At 44.0% G+C, this 17,551-nt stretch carries 13 protein-coding genes; 10 read left to right on the forward strand and 3 right to left on the reverse strand.

Annotated elements, in window-relative coordinates:
• The first annotated feature begins 3 nt into the window (after positions 1–3).
• The 8 genes from DOZ58_RS13410 (at position 4) to DOZ58_RS13445 (ending at position 11,966) form a co-directional block, all read left to right on the forward strand.
• On the forward strand, positions 4–1,728 hold the full coding sequence (locus tag DOZ58_RS13410; protein WP_111888748.1) for a B12-binding domain-containing radical SAM protein: 1,725 nt from the start codon (positions 4–6) through the stop codon (positions 1,726–1,728).
• 24 nt (positions 1,729–1,752) lie between these two features.
• Positions 1,753–2,025 carry a Nif11-like leader peptide family natural product precursor gene (locus DOZ58_RS13415; RefSeq protein ID WP_111888749.1) on the forward strand — a complete coding sequence of 91 codons (273 nt, stop codon included), beginning with the start codon at positions 1,753–1,755 and terminating at the stop codon, positions 2,023–2,025.
• Between the two features lie 82 nt (positions 2,026–2,107).
• Positions 2,108–3,859, forward strand: coding sequence for a B12-binding domain-containing radical SAM protein (locus DOZ58_RS13420; RefSeq protein WP_111888750.1), 1,752 nt, complete (start codon positions 2,108–2,110; stop codon positions 3,857–3,859).
• Entirely contained in the window at positions 3,835–5,538 is a 1,704-nt protein-coding gene (locus DOZ58_RS13425; protein ID WP_111888751.1) for a radical SAM protein, read from the forward strand. The genes DOZ58_RS13420 and DOZ58_RS13425 overlap by 25 nt, the downstream gene beginning before the upstream one ends.
• Before the next feature lie 93 nt (positions 5,539–5,631).
• Positions 5,632–6,783 carry an ABC transporter substrate-binding protein gene (locus tag DOZ58_RS13430; protein ID WP_111888752.1) on the forward strand — a complete coding sequence of 384 codons (1,152 nt, stop codon included), beginning with the start codon at positions 5,632–5,634 and terminating at the stop codon, positions 6,781–6,783.
• Positions 6,776–7,600, forward strand: coding sequence for a biotin/lipoyl-binding protein (locus tag DOZ58_RS13435; RefSeq protein WP_111888753.1), 825 nt, complete (start codon positions 6,776–6,778; stop codon positions 7,598–7,600). The genes DOZ58_RS13430 and DOZ58_RS13435 overlap by 8 nt, the downstream gene beginning before the upstream one ends.
• Before the next feature lie 16 nt (positions 7,601–7,616).
• On the forward strand, positions 7,617–9,818 hold the full coding sequence (locus tag DOZ58_RS13440) for an NHLP family bacteriocin export ABC transporter peptidase/permease/ATPase subunit (protein ID WP_111888754.1): 2,202 nt from the start codon (positions 7,617–7,619) through the stop codon (positions 9,816–9,818).
• A gap of 3 nt (positions 9,819–9,821) precedes the next feature.
• On the forward strand, positions 9,822–11,966 hold the full coding sequence (locus DOZ58_RS13445) for an NHLP bacteriocin export ABC transporter permease/ATPase subunit (RefSeq protein WP_111888755.1): 2,145 nt from the start codon (positions 9,822–9,824) through the stop codon (positions 11,964–11,966).
• Positions 11,967–12,061: 95 nt separating this feature from the next.
• Here DOZ58_RS13445 and DOZ58_RS13450 read toward each other — a convergent pair whose 3' ends face one another.
• Together DOZ58_RS13450 and DOZ58_RS13455 are read right to left on the reverse strand one after the other, a co-directional pair.
• Complete coding sequence (locus DOZ58_RS13450) at positions 12,062–12,550, reverse strand: rubrerythrin family protein (protein ID WP_111888756.1); 489 nt, start codon at positions 12,548–12,550, stop codon at positions 12,062–12,064.
• Between the two features lie 213 nt (positions 12,551–12,763).
• A complete protein-coding gene (locus DOZ58_RS13455) occupies positions 12,764–13,432 on the reverse strand; it encodes a GTP pyrophosphokinase family protein (RefSeq protein WP_111888757.1) in 669 nt (222 codons plus the stop codon).
• Between the two features lie 372 nt (positions 13,433–13,804).
• On the opposite strand from DOZ58_RS13455, the gene DOZ58_RS13460 reads away from it, so the two are divergent.
• Positions 13,805–14,053 carry a GlsB/YeaQ/YmgE family stress response membrane protein gene (locus DOZ58_RS13460; RefSeq protein WP_111888758.1) on the forward strand — a complete coding sequence of 83 codons (249 nt, stop codon included), beginning with the start codon at positions 13,805–13,807 and terminating at the stop codon, positions 14,051–14,053.
• 80 nt (positions 14,054–14,133) lie between these two features.
• Here the strand turns inward: DOZ58_RS13460 and DOZ58_RS13465 are convergent, their stop codons facing one another.
• Entirely contained in the window at positions 14,134–15,015 is an 882-nt protein-coding gene (locus tag DOZ58_RS13465) for a diguanylate cyclase (RefSeq protein ID WP_111888759.1), read from the reverse strand.
• Between the two features lie 389 nt (positions 15,016–15,404).
• On the opposite strand from DOZ58_RS13465, the gene DOZ58_RS13470 reads away from it, so the two are divergent.
• Complete coding sequence (locus DOZ58_RS13470) at positions 15,405–17,408, forward strand: serine hydrolase (protein ID WP_162624522.1); 2,004 nt, start codon at positions 15,405–15,407, stop codon at positions 17,406–17,408.
• The last annotated feature ends 143 nt before the right edge of the window (positions 17,409–17,551 follow it).

The following is a 17,551-nucleotide window of genomic DNA, read 5'->3' on the forward strand; positions in this document are numbered from 1 at the left end:
AAAATGGGTAATAAAATGAAAATACTACTTAGCAATGTGTCAAAAAAATACGAAACAAGCGCTCATGATTATTTGGGACTCTTTTATCTGGCCGGAGCGCTGGAAGAAGCTGGGTTTGAACCCCTTGTTTTTCATGGCAAACCGGAACACCTGCTGGAACAGGTAAAAAAGAACCAGCCGGATGCCGTGGGCTTTTCCTGTGATTTTGATAATGTTCAAATTATTGAGGATTTATCTAAAAAAATAAAAGCAATCGATAATATTCCCATTGTGGTTGGTGGCCCTCAAAGCATTGGTCTGGGGCAAAAGTTTTTAGAAGACAGTCAGACCGATTTTATCTTAAGAGGCGAGGGCGAAGTGTCATTGCCGCTGCTTCTTAAGGCTGTTTTAAAAGAAGAGGGGGACTTAAGTGCGATCAACGGATTGGCAATGATCAAAGACGGGATTTTCAGAGAAACCCCGCCGGAAATTATCTCCGATCTGGATGCCCTGCCGCTGCCGGCCTATCACGCCTCACTACATATTGATCACGCTTATGGCAAGTTGATTTTTACTGGTCGGGGCTGTCCTTATCAATGTGCCTATTGTGCGCCCAGTCCTGGCAAGCACAAGGTTCGGTTGCGCAGCATGCCGTTAGTGCTGGAAGAAATCAGACTAAACCTAAAAAACAATCCGGATTTAAATTATATTATTATCATGGACGATACCTTTACCCTCAATCGGGAGCGGATTGAAGCATTTTGTCAAGGGATGAAAGAAATTAGAAAAGACCGCGATCTGGTCTGGTATTGCGAATGTCATGTGGGCCGAATCAAAGACTGGATGGATATTCTGCCGACGATGATTGAGGCCGGGCTGATCCGCTTGCAGATTGGTATTGAGTCTGGTGATCAGAAGGTTGTTAACCAATACAACAAGCATGTACAGATTGATGACATCATTGAATTTGTGACTTACGCTGCCGACTGTGGACTGACCCAAATTGCTACTAACTTTATTGTCGGCGGTCCTGAGGAAGAAGAGGGGGCAACCGCGACGCTGATAAAAACCCTGATTAATCAGGCTCCCGGGGTTATTGATATTATTACTGGCTTTTTAAGAGCTTATCCCGGTACCCCGATCTTTGAGAATCCTGAAAAATTTAATTTACAACTGCATGATCAGTCAGGTCGCTTATCTGGCGATGACTATCCTTTTGTTACGCCATTGGGATATAGCCAGGATCAGGTGATGAAAAACCGTCAAGAACTCAATAAGGTCATTCGGCAAAGCATGCAACATAAAATCAAAAATCATGAATTAAAACAAAATGCGGTAATGAAACAGTTTAAAGCCGCCCTGAATTATGGTATTAGGAGCCGCTGGTTTGAGGAAATTTCTGCCAATCCAAGAGCCTATGAATATTATTATGTCTTGTATTTGAATGAAGGACAGGCTTTTGAGCCCGCTCTGGATTTCACCCGGGACTACCCACAGCGTACCTTTGAATTGTGGCGCACCATGACCTTTACCGAAGGTTTTCCCAAACTTGACGGTATGGCGCTTTCGCCGCTGGAATATGAGCTACTGCTGCGTTGTGCCGGAAAAAGAAGCCTGGCCGAGTTAGAAACTGAATTGTTTTTAAGGTTCGGTGGTCCCTATCAAAACCAGGCCGAATTCCATGAAAAATTAGTTGATATTTTATATCAATTTAATTTTAAATATTGGTTAACCCATTTTATGATTTAGCCAAAAAATTTAAGGAGGAAGAACATGAGTATTGATGGAGCAAGAGCGTTGGCCGCAAAAGTATTAACCGATGAGGCATTGGCAAAACAACTGGATGAAGCAAAAACTGGGGCAGAATTTGACGCAGTGGTTGCAAAATTAGGTTACAGCTGTACTGCTGATGAATTTCATGCTGCTTTTAAAGAAGCACAAGCCAAACAACCAATCACAGATGATCAATTGGATCAGGCTGCTGGCGGTTTAAGTATTGTTGGCGTGGATTATGCCTTTACAGCAACACAAACAGCGAGAGCTTAATAAGCGAAGAAGGGGTTCTGCCCCTTCGAAGGCTGTCGGTGCTAGGTTATTTTGACAGCCTTCGAAGGGGGAGAAAGAGACGATGGAACTATTATTGATTAAATCACATCGCTATGTCAGCGGTTATATTCCCGGCAGTAATCTGGGAATGAATATATTGATCCAACTCTTAAGACAAAAAGGCTATCAGGTTGAGATGTTTCAGGGTTATGCCAAAGAAGCATTGAATTATGTTGTCGATTTGATGAAACAAGAAGACATACCCAAAATCATCGGTTTCTACTGTGATTTTAACAATGTTCACTGGGTGAAAACATTTGCTCAGGAAGTAAAAAAACGCTATCCCGAGGTGATCCTGCTGGCCGGAGGGCCGCAAACCGCTGGGATGGATGCCAAATTTTTAAAAGAAACCGCCATTGCGGCGGCCTGTATCGGCGAGGGTGAAGAAACCATTCTGGAGTTGATGGATTATTTTATCAAAAACAAAGGTTCTCTCAATGAAATTCAAGGAATTATTTATCTCGATAAAACAGGAACCCTGGTGGAAACCGAACCACGAAAGCCTCCGGAAGAACTGGATGATATTCCCTGGCCGGATATTACGCTGACCAACGATTATAAGTATTATCAGTTGCTACCGATCTTGACTGGTCGGGGTTGTCCCTTTGGTTGTACCTTCTGTTATGAAGGGGCTAATGCCAAAAGGGTTCGGCGTCATTCGGTGCCATCCCTGATGACTGAAATCCGGGAGAATTTCAGGCGCGATCCGGCCATCAATTATATCAACTTTCTGGATGATACCTTTACGCTGGACCATAAGCGGGTTAACCAGATTTGTGAAGAAATAAAAGAGATCCGCAAAGACTATGATTTTGTCTGGTTTGCCAGTGCTCACATCTCAACGATTGATAAGCATCGGGAGATGGCAAAAAATATGGCGGTGGCAGGGCTAAAAAAAATATTCTTTGGTTTGGAATCCGGCAGTGATAGGGTTTTAAAGAGTTACAATAAAAAAATAAACAAAAAAATGGTGGTGGATGTCATTGACCATTGTGTTGAATCGGGGATTCATGGCATTTCTGGCAACATTATTATTGGCGGTCCCCACGAAACGGCGGGAACCATTAAAGAATCTGAAGATTTGATTATGGAATTGCTTTACCGGGCTCCGGGACAGTTTGAAACGGCTTATTTTTCATTTCTGCCCTATCCCAAGACGCCCATTACGCTTAATCCGAAGAAATTTGGGATGGAAATCTATGAGGAACTGATTGATTGTTGCAATGAGGATATTCCCCTTTCCCGCACCAAAGAACTGGATTTTACGGATCTGATCAATATTCGCTTGCAGGCCAACAAACGACTCCAGAATGAAATGCGCAAAATCTATTTTGATGGAAAAATCCCCGAAGCGGTGATTCTGGATTCCTACCGACTGGGTCGACAATACGGGGTTTTTACCCGTTGGAATGACTATGTCTATAAAAATATTCCGATTGATGATGCGTATTGGAAAATGCGCGCCTCGGATGAGTATGTTTTGAGTGTTGAGTTGGGAAAAAATAATGAAGCGGCGATTGTCCACCGAACCTTTGAACTGTGGCTTTACACCGATGTCAGTGGTAAAAAACCACAGATATTTGATCAGGAACTGGATGAAATTGACGATACCCTGCTAAAATTATGCAATGGCAAGCTGTCAAAAAAAGAAGTTCTGCAACAGGGGAAAATGAAACTCGATCCGCAGGGAAAAAATGCCAATTTCTATCGCCAGGCACAGCAAGCCCTTGATAAATTGGAGGGGAATAAGTGGATTTTATACCGGAAGCCTTAAACAAGAAGCCCGAAGTTCTGCTAATCTACACGCAACGGATGATCCGCGGACGGACCTTTGAAATGATTGAAAATCTGGGCATTCTAACGCTGGCGGCTCAACTCAATGCCAATGGCTTTGAGGCAAAGGCTTATACGGGCATTACCACCGATGCGGTGAAAACCATTAAAAATATGAAAGACCGCCTGTTTGCGGTCTGTTTTTACTGTGATTTTGATAATCAGTCAGCGGTGGCTGCCATCATCAGCTATTTAAAAAAACATTATCATTTTTACGTTGTGTTAGGAGGCCCTCAAACCCTCCATATGACTGAAAAGGATCTGGGCAGCTTTCAAGCCGACGGTATTTTAAAAGGAGAAGGCGAAGAAACCCTCTTAACCTGGTTAAATGCAAAAATCAGGGGCGAAGCGGTCCTTGTTCCCGGAGAAATCCAGCCAGCTCAGAATGCTGATTACATCTATCTGGAAGACTTTTCAAAGTATGCCTTGCCCCGAAATGAAGATGTGCTTGATTATCATGAACGTCCACTGTTGTCAGTAATTACGGCCAGAGGCTGTCCCTATCGTTGTGCTTTCTGCTTTGAGGGGGGAAATTCTAAAAATTTGAGAATGCGAACAGCGAAAGATGTGCTGGATGAAATAGAAGCCCGCTTAAAAAGAAGTCAACGACCCCGGTACCTGTTTTTTTGCGATGATACCTTTACCACCAATCCGGTCAGGCTGCGGAAAATCTTATCTGGAGTAAAACGGCTAAGGGAAAAATATGATTTTGTCTGGTTTTGTGAAGGTCATCCCGGATTTCTGGTGAAACATCTGGAATTCATTAGAGAAATGATTGACAGCGGCATGGTGCGAATGCAAATCGGCATGGAGTCCGGGGTCGACGATGTGCTCAAAGCTTATGGTAAACAGGCCAGCCCCGAGGACATCAAAAAAGTGGTTGAGATCTGCTATGCTGCCGGATTACCGCAACTAACCGGGAATTACATTATCGGCGGGGCCTTTGAAACAGCCGAAACATTGGCTACAACCACTAGAAAAGCGTTAGAATTACTGGATCTGGCCCCCGGAATGCTGGACTTATCGACAACGTTTATTATGCCCTTGCCCGGTACCCAGATTTATAATCAACCTGAAAAATTTGGGATCGTTCTGGAAGACCGGGAATGCCTTACCAACCTGGAGGATTTTCCGGTTAATCATACCAAAGAATTATCGCTGCCGGAAGTCTGCATGGGTCGCTCCCGATTTATTACCGCAGTTTCTAATAAAATGAAAGAACAATATGAACACGGTCTGATTACCAAAGAACGGATTCAAGCCGATTTCAAGCTGGCTTTTAACTATGGGATTGCCGCGGGATATCTTAAATTTATTTATGGTAAAAATAATCTGATGGTGGAGTATTATAAAAAACTGATCGACTATCAGGGTCTTCTTAAAGAATGGCATGAACTCAGTGAGCAAGAAAAAAACACCTGGGTCATCCAGAGGATTCCTGATTTTTCGCTGTTTGATATCAATACGCTAAGTCAGTTAGAAATCGATATTCTGGCCGGCGCGGGTAGCGATACGATTGGAGAAACAGCAGAAAAACTGAGTTTATCCGCTGAGAAGATCGGCGTGTTGCTAAAAGGCCTGAGTGACCGGTATTTTGTTTTGTTCTCGCCATTTATTTAGTCTGTGGTGAGCTAAAACCGACCGCACTGTCGATAAGTACGGGAAAGCTCAGAGCATTTTATTGCCTCAATTATAAAATCAAAGGAGTGGGACATGAAAAAAAATTGGATAATATTATCCACCCTGGGCGTTCTGGTTATTGGCGGGTTGCTTTGTTTTGGCTGTACCAGCACGGTCAAAGAAACCGGTAAGTTATCAGTGGATGTGGTTTATCCGTTCTCCCAGGAATACAGTGCCTCCTTCAAAAATGGCATTGAACTGGCCGCCAGGGAAATCAATGATCAGGGCGGAATCCTTAACCAACCGATCGAAATCAACTACAATGATGACGGCAACAACACCAATACGGCGGTCGAAGTGGCTACCCGGATTGCCGAAAAAGCAGGTTTTCCAATTGTTATCGGACATCGAAGCACCGATGATGTGCTAAAGGTCGGGAATATCTATAAGCAGAATAACAAGCTGCTTTTTGCGCCCATTATTGCCAGTTCAAAATTGAATCGCCCTGAAAATGAAGGCGCCTATCTCTGCGCGCCATCGGATGACGCCATGGCCGATGAAATGGTAAGAAGTATGGCCACCCAGGGAATCCAAAGAATCGCGGTTGTTCATAGCGCCGGCAATACCTATGGCAAAGATTTTATTCAAAAAGTTGAAGAACATGGTGCTGAAGTGGGCATTGAAATTGTCGATGCGGTTTCTTATCTGCCCAATCTTGATTATTTTCGTTATTATCTAAAAAAATGGGACAGTTTGGGGGTCCAGGCGATTGTTACCGCCTGTGTCGGAAATGACATTACGGTGCTTTATGAGTATCTGGAAAAAACCGGTAACACCCGGCCAATTTTTGCCAGCTATGACATTGAGATTCAGCCCTATATTATTCCTACGAACATGAAAAATCTGACCCAGGTTACCAGTTATTTTAACAATACCGCCGCGGCTGGCCCGGAATCGGCATTTATTAAGGCTTATCAGAAAGCTTATGGGAAGAACCCGGATGTGCCAGCCGCCCAAGCCTATATGTCGCTGCATCTGGCCGCAGATGCGGCGAGTGCGGCCCAGAGTCTGGAAGTAGAAACGATAATAAAAGTGCTGGGAGAAAACAGTTTTGAGACGGTCTATGGCAGTTTAGACTTTGATAAACGGTTGATTGATGGGATTCCGGTATTTCAAAAGATTTATATCAATGATCAATTGGTGCCCAGGGAAAATTTGACGGGGGGAGGACAAAGCGGTGAGTAAATCCATTTTTCAGAACAAAGAGGATAAAAACACCAAAAAAAGTGAACACGCCGCTTTGATGACCGTTATCGGTCCGGGGAACCTGCTGATTCTACTGGGAATTATCATTTTTTTAGTCTGCGTGGTTATTTATTCGATGACTGTTCCGATTAATATCACCACCACCCTCGACGCCGTTGTATCTTATGGTGAGGGAACGGCCCAAGTAGTGGTTGAAAATGAAGGGATTCTGACCCAGCTGAGTGTTTCCGATGGCGATTATGTGAAAAGAGGAGATTTGCTGGGGGTTGTGACTGTCGAGAACACAGCAGCTCAGATCACGAGTGGAGCAGTGCTGACAGAGGAAGAAAAGAGCAGATTTAAGCGACAAACGATGATTGTAGCGATGGAAAGCGGGATGATAGCGGGACTAAATTTTGGAGATGGGGCATTTTTACCGAAAAACTCGACCCTGTGTCAAATTGTCAAACGGGAAAATGAAGACACCACCGTGGTGGTGCTGGCTTATTCCAGCTATGAAGACGCCATTAATGTTAAGCAAGGCGATCCGGTCTTTGTTGCGGTTGAATCGGCATCCACCGATGACTATGGCTATTTAAGAGGGATTGTACGAAGTGTTAAGCGAAGCGGTTTGACTCAGGATCAAGAAAATCCGCTGGAAATGCAAATTATTATTGATCCCAAGGTGGATGATCAGGGAAATTATATCTGGACCAAAAAAAACAACGGTTTTAGTGGTGAAATCACGACGGGAACCTCTGCCAGTGCAATCATTTTTACGGATCGCTTATATCTCATTGATATGATTATCTCCTAGAAAGGCGGCCAGACGCATGACGAAATCAGAAGCAGAGAAAAGTCGGGATGAGAAAGAAAAACGGCCTAAAATAGCCAGGGTACCCGTGGTTTTGCAAATGGAAGCGGTCGAATGCGGGGTCGCCTCGCTCTCGATGATTTTGGCCTATTATGGGCGCTATGAAACCCTCGAGACGCTTCGGATTGATTGCGGAGTATCCCGCGACGGGGTAAAGGCCGGAAATATTGCCAGGACTGCCCGACTTTATGGTCTTAATTCCCAGGGTTTTGTCTGTACGGTGGATAAGTTAAAAGAAATGCAAATGCCAGTGATTATTCACTGGGATTTTAGTCACTTTGTTGTTCTGGAAGGGTTTAAGAACGACAAGGTTTATTTGTGCGACCCGGCTTCAGGAAAACGGGTAATCACTCCAGAAGAACTGGGACAGATGTTTACTGGGGTAGTGATTGAGTCCCGGCCGGGACCGGAATTTAAAAAGGCCGGAGAAAAGCCCGATGTCTGGAAGGCACTGTTTAAACGCCTTTCTCAAACCGGTATTTCACCCTTGCTTTATGCCCTGGTGTTGGGGGTATTGTTAGTTATTCCCGGTCTGATTATTGCCAATTATGCAAAAATATTTGTCGATTATTACCTCGATAATACCGAAAAATTTGATATCCTGATTTTTATTTTTATCCTCTTAAACACGGTGGTGCTCCAGGCCATTCTCAACTGGTTAAAGGAGAACGCGCTGGTGCGGATGGAGAACTATATCGCCATTGACAGTGCGGGTACTTATCTTCGTCACGTCCTCCGCTTGCCGGTAGAGTTTTTTAATCAGCGCCAATCCGGGGATATCAATAGCCGGATGCAAAGCATCAATACCGTGGCAACGGCGTTATCAAGCAATCTGGCTCGTATTCTGGTCAATCTGGTTACTGCATTTTTGTATTTAATCCTGCTTTTTCAGTACAATGTTGTGTTAACCTTAATCGGCATTGTGATCACCGGGATCAATATTTTCTTGCTGCAATATACAGCTAAAAAGAATGCCGATAACAACCGGGTGTTACTCCAGTATCAGGGCAAATCGATTGGCTGGATCATGGTTAATCTAAAATCGATCGAAACCATAAAATCGATTGGAGAAGAAGATAACTTCTTTACCCGCATCGCCGGACTCAGTGCCGAAACCCTGGCGGTGGAGCAGCGTATGGGTCGGATGGAAGCCGTGATCTCCGTTTTACCCACCCTGATGACTTCGATTTTAACAGCCCTGATCTTTACCATCGGTAGCGAGTACGTGTTAATGGGAGCGATGACCATTGGTACTTTTGTGGCCTTTAACACGCTGATGACGGGCTTTACTCAGCCAATGAGCGAGCTGGTCAGTACCAGTGCCGCCTTGCAGGGGATGATCGCCGATATTGCGCGCTTGGATGATGTGGAAAAATATCCCGAAGATATCGCCCTGGAATCAGAAAAGCTTTCACTCGATGGCTTTGATTGTGATCAATTAGAAGGTGAGATTGAGATCCGGGATTTAACCTTTGGCTATAACCGACTCTCAGATCCGATTATAGAGGGCTTGAACCTGAAACTTCGGGCTGGCGGTTCGATTGCCCTGGTCGGTTCATCGGGAAGCGGTAAATCGACGATTGCTAAAATGATTACCACCCTTTATCAGCCCTGGAGCGGCGAAATACGCATTGATGGTATTGATATTAAAGCGATTCCAGCCGAACTACGGGTCAATACGATGAGCTCAGTGGATCAGGAAATTGTGATGTATTCAGCCTCGGTGCTGGATAACATTACCATGTGGGATGAAACCATTGCCGTTGAGGATGTGATAAAGGCCACCAAAGACGCCTGTATTTATGAGGATATTCTGGCGCTGCCCAATGCCTTTGACCACATCTTAAGCGAAGGCGGAAAAAACTTAAGTGGGGGCCAACGGCAGCGACTGGAAATCGCCCGGGCCTTATGCAAAAATCCCCGGATTCTGGTCATGGATGAGGCCACCAGTGCCTTAGATACCGCCACCGAAGCAGAAGTCAGTGAAAATATCAAAAAGCGCGGCATCAGTACCATTCTGGTAGCCCATCGGTTATCGACGATTCGGGATTGCGATGAGATTATCGTGCTAAGCGGTGGGGTTGTCAAAGAGCGGGGAACCCATGAAGAATTGATGGTTTTAGGCGGCGAGTACGCAAGTTTGATCAGAACTGAGGGATAAAAGATGGCAAAAAAATTAGAAGAAATCAGACAGATCAACAAAAAGTATGATAACAGTGCCAAAAAAGCATTTGATCGTGTTTTGACCCCTAAAAAGGCGGCGACTACCCTGGATGATAGTCCCTTGATTGCAGCGGTAAGCAAGGTCGCCGAAGCGATGGGCATCGCCGTAAAAATCCCACCGCTCCGGAAGCTAAGTGGCGGGGATCCGTTTAAGTTGATTGCTGATGAGTCCGGTTTTCGTTTTCGCCTGGTGGAGTTAAAAGCGGATTGGTATAAAAACGACAATGGCCCGATGCTGGCCTTTACCGCAGCAGGAGAGCCGGTCGCTCTGATCCCCCAATCCCCTAACCGCTATCGGTGTTGGAGCGTTGATAAAAAGCCACAAGAAGTGGATGCCGAGTCGGAATTTCCCCGAGCCTACGTCTTTTATCCGCCCTTACCCAAGGAACCCGTTTCTTTTTTTGACATGGTAAAATTGGGCATAAAACTGTTCTCACGGCGAGATCTAATCTGGACCCTGGTGTTGGCGGTGGTGACCGCGCTGTTATCGCTGCTACCGGCAATGGCAATGCAGGAGACCTTTAACGTTTGGATTCCCCAAAACCAGTCAGTGACGATTTGGGTGGTGGGGTTTATCCTGGTGGCAGTCGCCATCAGCCGCGGTTTGTTTACGATGGTTCAAAACATCAGTGTCCTTCGAATCCAAGGTAAGTTATCGATTTTGCAGAATTCACTGTTGGACAAACTCTTATCGCTGCCGGCGTCCTTTTTTAAACAGTATTCATCCGGAGCTCTGGCGATGCGGGCCACCGGCTTTGCGATGATTCAAAAAATCCTTTCAGTTAATGTGATTACCATGATCATTACCAGCTCGTTTTCGATTATCAATGGATTATATATCTTTACGATTAGTCCGACCATTGGTTTGCTTGCGATGGGGTTAACTGCCATCAGTGTAGCAATCACCCTGGTCATCGGAAAAATGCAAATGAAATGCCAGCGGGCTTCTCTGGAGATGTCCAATGATATTTCAGGAATGGTGTTTGAGTTGATCACCTCGGTTTCCCGGTTACGGGTGGCTGGGGCGGAAAGCCGGTCTTACTTGAAATGGGTGAGGGCGTATGCCAAACAGCGCAAGGTGGAGTATAAAAGAGGGCAGCTGATGGCACTACTTAGGCTTACAACGATTGCCTTACCAACCCTTTCGATGTGCGTGATTTATTACTACGTGAGTGTGAACGGCATTTCTTCGGGGGGGTTTGTGGCCATCAATTCGGCCTTTATGATTTTTATATCCTCCCTGCTGGGATTGGTTCAAACCTTGATTTCGATCAATAGTGTAGTACCACAATATGAAAATACCAAGCCGATCATTAATGGCGTTCCGGAAGTGGACAGCTTTAAAACCACGCCGGGAATAATTCAGGGTGATATCGAAATAAATCATCTGTACTTTTCTTATTATGAGGGCGGCGCAACGATTCTTGATAATATTTGTTTCAACATCAAACATGGCGAATACGTGGCCATTGTTGGGGCCTCCGGTAGTGGCAAATCAACGCTGTTACGTTTGCTGCTGGGGTTTGAAAAACCGACGAGCGGCAGTATTTACTGCGGCGGATTTGATCTGGAAAGTGTTGATATTCGAGAAATCAGAAAGCAAATGGGGGTGGTGCTCCAGGACAGCCAGCTAATCCCCGGGGATATCTTATCGAATATTGCCGGCTCAAAAAAGGAATTAACCGAAGATGATGTTTGGGAATTGCTTAAAAAAGTAGGCATGGATGAAGAAATCCGGCAAATGCCCATGGGTCTTAAAACGATGGTGGCCGAAGGAGCGGGAACCCTATCAGGGGGACAGCGGCAGAAGTTGCTGATCGCCAGAGCCATTGCAGCCAGTCCGGCGATTATCTTTTTTGACGAAGCCACCAGCGCCCTGGATAACCGATCCCAGCAGATTGTCTCAGCAAGCATGAAAAATCTCGATGCCACGCGGATTGTTATTGCTCATCGGCTTAGTACGATTATGAATTGCGACCGGATTCTGGTTCTGGAAAAAGGCAATATCGTCGAAGAAGGCACCTATAATGAACTGATGAAAAAAGAAGCGTATTTTTATAAATATGCCAAAAGACAACTGGTCTGATAAACGCAACAAAAAAACCAGAAGAATTCGGCCGATCAGCCGGTGAGATTCTTCTGGTCTTCTTCAAGTTAGGAAATGCATTAGATTTAGTATTTTTAGTACTTAATAAAGCTGGTTCCGGGAACGCCGCAGATGACGCATTTATCGGGAACTGCTTTTTCAATATTGCCGCACAGTGGACAGAGGTAGTAAAAGACTTCTTCGGTTTGATCCAAATTTTCAAGGGCTTCCTGATACAGTCGGGCATGAACAGCTTCTGCTTTCATAGCAAAGGTAAAGGTCTTGATCGCCTCTTTATTTCCTTCAGCTTCGGCTTCTTTTAAAAAGTCAGGATACATCTCGGTATACTCATGGGTTTCTCCGGCGACGGCATCTTTAAGGTTTTCTGCCGTTGTATGAATCTTTCCGGCAACTTCAAAATGCTTCAGGGCATGCAAGGTTTCGGCATCAGATGCGGCTTTAAATAATTTAGCAGCATTGATATTTCCATCTGCTTCCGCTTTCTTTGCATAAGCTGTGTACTTTCTATTTGCCTGAGATTCTCCGGCAAAGGCCTCCATAAGATTGTTTAATGTTTTTGACATTTGTTTTCCTCCATATTAATTTTTAAATTAGGCAGTTTGAGTAGTCAAGGGTCAGAAAAGGAATCGTTCCAGCCTTGATAATCAAACGTCATTTTTGAGTAATGATTTCTAAACAGTAATCATTATAAATAAGATACCATAGATAAATTGAGATGTCAATAAAATTTAAAAAATGTATAAATAAAAAAGCCGAAGCAGTCGCCTCGGCTTTTTTTATTTTTGTTCGCAGTCATCAGAGGTGATTTCTTCATAAATCATTTGCATTTCCTCATCAAGTCGGGTAATCGACTCGGCGCAGTATTTAAGCCGTTCCCGGAGACCCTCAGACATGTCACTATGCCCTTTGTACTTAAGCTGATGCTCAAGACTGGCCCAGAAATCCATCGCAATGGTTCTAATTTGGATTTCAACGGGCACAGATTCAGTTCGTTCAGCCAGGAAAATCGGCACCAGAACAATCAGGTGGAGGCTGCGGTAGCCATTTTTCTTCGGCTCGGCAATATAGTCGTTTTTTCGAACCAGGGTAATATCATCTTGACGGACTAACAGGTTAGCAATATGGTTAATATCATTTAGATAGTTACAGATGACCCGAACCCCGGCAATATCAGTCAAGTTTTTACGGATATTTTCTGGCGTGATCTCCAGCCCTTTTTTTTGCATTTTTTCGGCGATGCTCTGAGGTGCTTTTAGTCGATACTCCATGTGATGAATCGGATTATGATCATATCTGGCCTGAAATTCTTCATCCAGGATCTCAAGCTTGGTTTTAATTTCTTTAATGGCAGCCCGATAAATCTGTTGTTGCAGGAGAAACTCTTTCAAATTTCCGTTAATATCCAGGTCTTCAGAAAAGGGTGCTTCGGTTGAATTAATTTGCATTGTTTTTTATCACTTAAAAGTAAAAGTGCCTTTCTATAGTTAGTCGTGTCAATAAGTAAATGGTAAACAAGGAATAGGGAAACGTCGCAATATCAATGAAGGCTGGAGAGCTAACAAGTATCTCAACAATGATGAACGCATTTAATAGATGCGGTTAGTATTAAATAAAGTCTACAGTTTGTGATTATACATCTGAAACCTTAGGTGCATTTTAAAAAACTGGTGAAAGTGAAAAAATACTAAAGGTAAGTAATGATGAAGAAACTCTGTTTTTAAGTTGAAGAGGTTTACTGTGACACCCAACGAGTTGCATGATTTATTCTAAAATAAGTGGGTATAATAGTACATAGAAGTAAGAAAGGAAGTGAGCTTATGGGATTTTTCACATGGATAATACTTGGCGGTTTAGCCGGCTGGCTGGCCAGCATGCTGACTAAAAACAATGAAAAGATGGGACTTATTAAAAATATTGTGGTCGGAATTTTGGGAGCAATGATCGGTGGTTTTGTATTTAGCTTTTTCGGAGCAACAGGCGTAACCGGATTTAATTTATGGAGTATTTTCGTTGCTTGCGTGGGAGCGGTAATCCTGCTGGTAATTATTAATTTGTTTACGAAATAATTAACTTGATTATGTATAAGGTTCAATTGGTGGGGAAAGAGATAATCTCTTCCCCACTTTTTTGAGCATTAAAAAAGTGGTTAATCATATGAACGGTTGGCCTGATTATTTTTGAGATTTTCTTTTATTTCGTAGAGCTTTTTATCGGCTTCGATGATAACCTTCTCAAGGGTTTCCTCGTCATGCATCTGGTATAAACCAAAACTGGCGCTGACGTGGATAAGGGCGTCATTATAAGTAATTGCGATGGTGTCCAAAATATCTTGTAATCGGGAAATGATGCTGGCGGCTTTGGCATAATTCGTATTTGGCATCAGCAATACAAATTCATCCCCACCATAGCGACCAAAAAGGTCAAAAGTCCGGATGCTGTCGTTAATGGTTTGGGCGACAGTTTTTAGCACCAGATCCCCGGCATGATGGCCATAGGTATCGTTGATACACTTAAATTTATCGATGTCGATCATGGCAATACAAAGATCGGATTGAAAGCGTTTGGCTTTGGAAAATTCAATATTGGCCAACTGTTCAAAATATTGACGACTGTAGATCCGGGTCAGACCGTCCCGTTGGGCAAGATCCCGCATCTTTTGACCTTCCACCTTGTCGGTTACATCCATGCAACTGCCAATGTATCCGGCAAACTCATGATCATTAAGATAATAGGGAACACCCCGGTCATTAATCCAGCGATAGACGCCATCGCTGCGTTTAAGTCGGTATTCCATTTCAAAAGATTCCTGCTTGGCAAAGGCGTCTAAATATATTTTTAGGCACATATCAAAGTCTTCCGGGTGAACGCCCTCGGCCCAGCCAGTTCCGACTTCTTCTGCCATGGTTTTGCCTGAAAAGTTCAGCCAGGTGGTGTTAAAGTAATTGCACAAGGTATCGGTACCAGCGCGCCAGATCATATTGGGGGATGACTCGACAATGATCCGGTATTGTTCGTTATCCAGCTTCATGGAAATACCTCCAGAGAATTTAAAGATTTATGCGTCTAGCTAATACTTATTATAGCCTGATATTGGTATTTTTGCAGTAAATTTTTAACCCATCAATTTATTTATTCGTGCCTTAGGAAAAGTGATTATAAAGGGAACAACCTAAATGATCAAGAGAAGCTTAAAGTCAGATCGGGAAATAGATTTTCGTTTAGGTTAAGCTCAATCATCGACACAAAGCGATTGGCTCCTTTTTAATTACGTATTGCAAATAAAAAATTAACAAGACGGTTAAAATTTCAGTGCTTTTTCGCTTAGTTTTTATGATAGAATAATTGATAAATCAATTGAATCAGGGTAAAAAAAGAAATAGTGAAAAACGCTATATGATTTTTGAAAGGATGAAGAAAATGTTAAAAAAACGATTAGCAGGTGTTCTCCTCAGTTTATTGTTATTTCTTGTTTTTGTGTCGGGATGCACCACAACCTCTTCACAAAGCCAGAACCAGAGCTATGAAAAAACAATTGCCACGGCCCGGACTGAAATTTGGAAGGAAGTTATTGGAAGAGGGGCATCCAGTGCGACCATTGCGATCATGGATAATGGCAAAATTGTCTATGAAGAGGGGTTTGCCATGGCTAATCGGGTGGAGGCGCTGGCTGTAGATACCAGTACCCAATATAATATCGGTTCAGTCAGCAAGGTGTTCACCGGAGCGGCCATTATGCAGCTGGTCGAAGAAGGGGTGCTTGAGCTGGACAAACCAGTGGTGGACTACCTCCCGGACTTTACCATGCAAGACAGCCGATATCAGGATATCACGGTGCGAATGCTACTCAATCATTCGTCAGGGCTACCGGGGACGTTTATGCCGAATGGCTTTGCAACAGCCGAAGATCCGGATTTTCTGGCAAACTTTATGGATTATCTGGCTAACAGTACATTAAAGGAGAATCCCGGGGTGGTCAGTGTTTATTGCAACGATGGTTTTACCTTGGCTGAGGTGCTGATTGAAAAAATGTCCGGCCAGAGTTATTCGGCGTACATGGATAAAAATATTTTTGCAAAAGCCGGTATGCGTAATAGTAGCTGTTCGTTTGCGAAAGGAAATGCAAACATCGCCTGGCAGTATAGCAATGACGATGGGTTGGCTCTCCCGTCAGAAATTATCAATTTGATGGGAACCGGTGGAATTTCCGCAACGACGGCTGATTTATGCCGCTTTAGCAACGCATTGTTAAGTGACAAACTAATGACCGCTGAGTCTTTTACCGAATATACCAGCCCCCAATATGCAAAAGAAACAGTACCGTCGGGAACACCCATAACTAACTACGGATTGGGTTGGGATATGGTTTCAGTGGCCGCCTTTGCCGAAGAGGGTGTTCACGTGGTCAGTAAAAACGGTGGAACCCTCCAGTTTAATTCCCAGCTTTACGTGATTCCTGAAGAAAATCTTTCGGTTGCATTAATTTTTGCTGGAGTAGCGGATGTAACCGGCGTTGCCAATAGCATTACGCAGACGTTATTAGAAGAAAAAGGTATTATTCCGGAAAAAGCCGCAGAGGACACAAAAACCATTGCAGCGACACCCATTCCCAATGAAATTCTCGATTTTGCCGGATATTATGGAACCAGTGGCAGTATCATAAAAATTGAGTTTGATCAGCAAAAAAATACCCTTGAGTATAAGCGCTTTGATGGTAAAGCTTTTGTTACGGCTGGAAGCTATCCTTATACTGGCGACGGATATTTTGATATGCAAAATGATCATCGGATGTCATTATCAGAAAGCTTCGGAAAAAAACTGGTGCTCCAGTCTCTGAGTAATACGGACTATTCAATTGTTACCGCCGAAGATATTACCGCCAATAATCCCGTTGATACCAGCCGTTTTGAAGGTAAAGCCTGGATTCCAGTGAGTCTCAGTGCCATCGATCTTTATGCGTTTTCCGCAACGACCGGGAGCTTACCGGAGTTTCCCGGGTATATTTATTTCGGCAGTGATGGTGGTTATACACCTTATCCGTTAAAGGATGAAAATACCGCGTTCATGAATCTGGCTTATGCCCGGGATTTGGTCGAACCTATGATTAAAGAAGAAAACGGAAAAACAACGATGACAGCCATGGGTTATACCTTACTGGATGTCGCCGTGGTCCCAAGTCTTCAGAATGGCGAAAAAATCGCTATTGGGGATACCGGCGAAAATATCGTCAAAAGGCTGGATGCCGATGGTAGCTTTGGAGTAACCCTGCCTGAGGGTAGTCGGGTCGTGATTTATGATCCCGCTGTGGCAGTAGCTTATGATACGATGTATGCGGCGATTGAAGATGTCCCGGTCGCTGCCGGCTCCTATGTGATGTTTATCGCGAACGACGGTGATCAATTTGAGTACCAGTATCGCTTTTAAAGAAAGGGAATTGTCATGAAGAAAACCACAAAGTTACTCTGTCTGCCCCAGGAGACGGTGCTTGATGGGACCTGGCAACCGCCGACAATTAAAAAGACGGAATAAAATAGCGGGTAGTTGGTGGTGCTTTGGATAACGTCAGT

This window comes from Acetobacterium sp. KB-1, from assembly GCF_003260995.1.
GTDB classification, from domain to species: domain Bacteria; phylum Bacillota; class Clostridia; order Eubacteriales; family Eubacteriaceae; genus Acetobacterium; species Acetobacterium carbinolicum.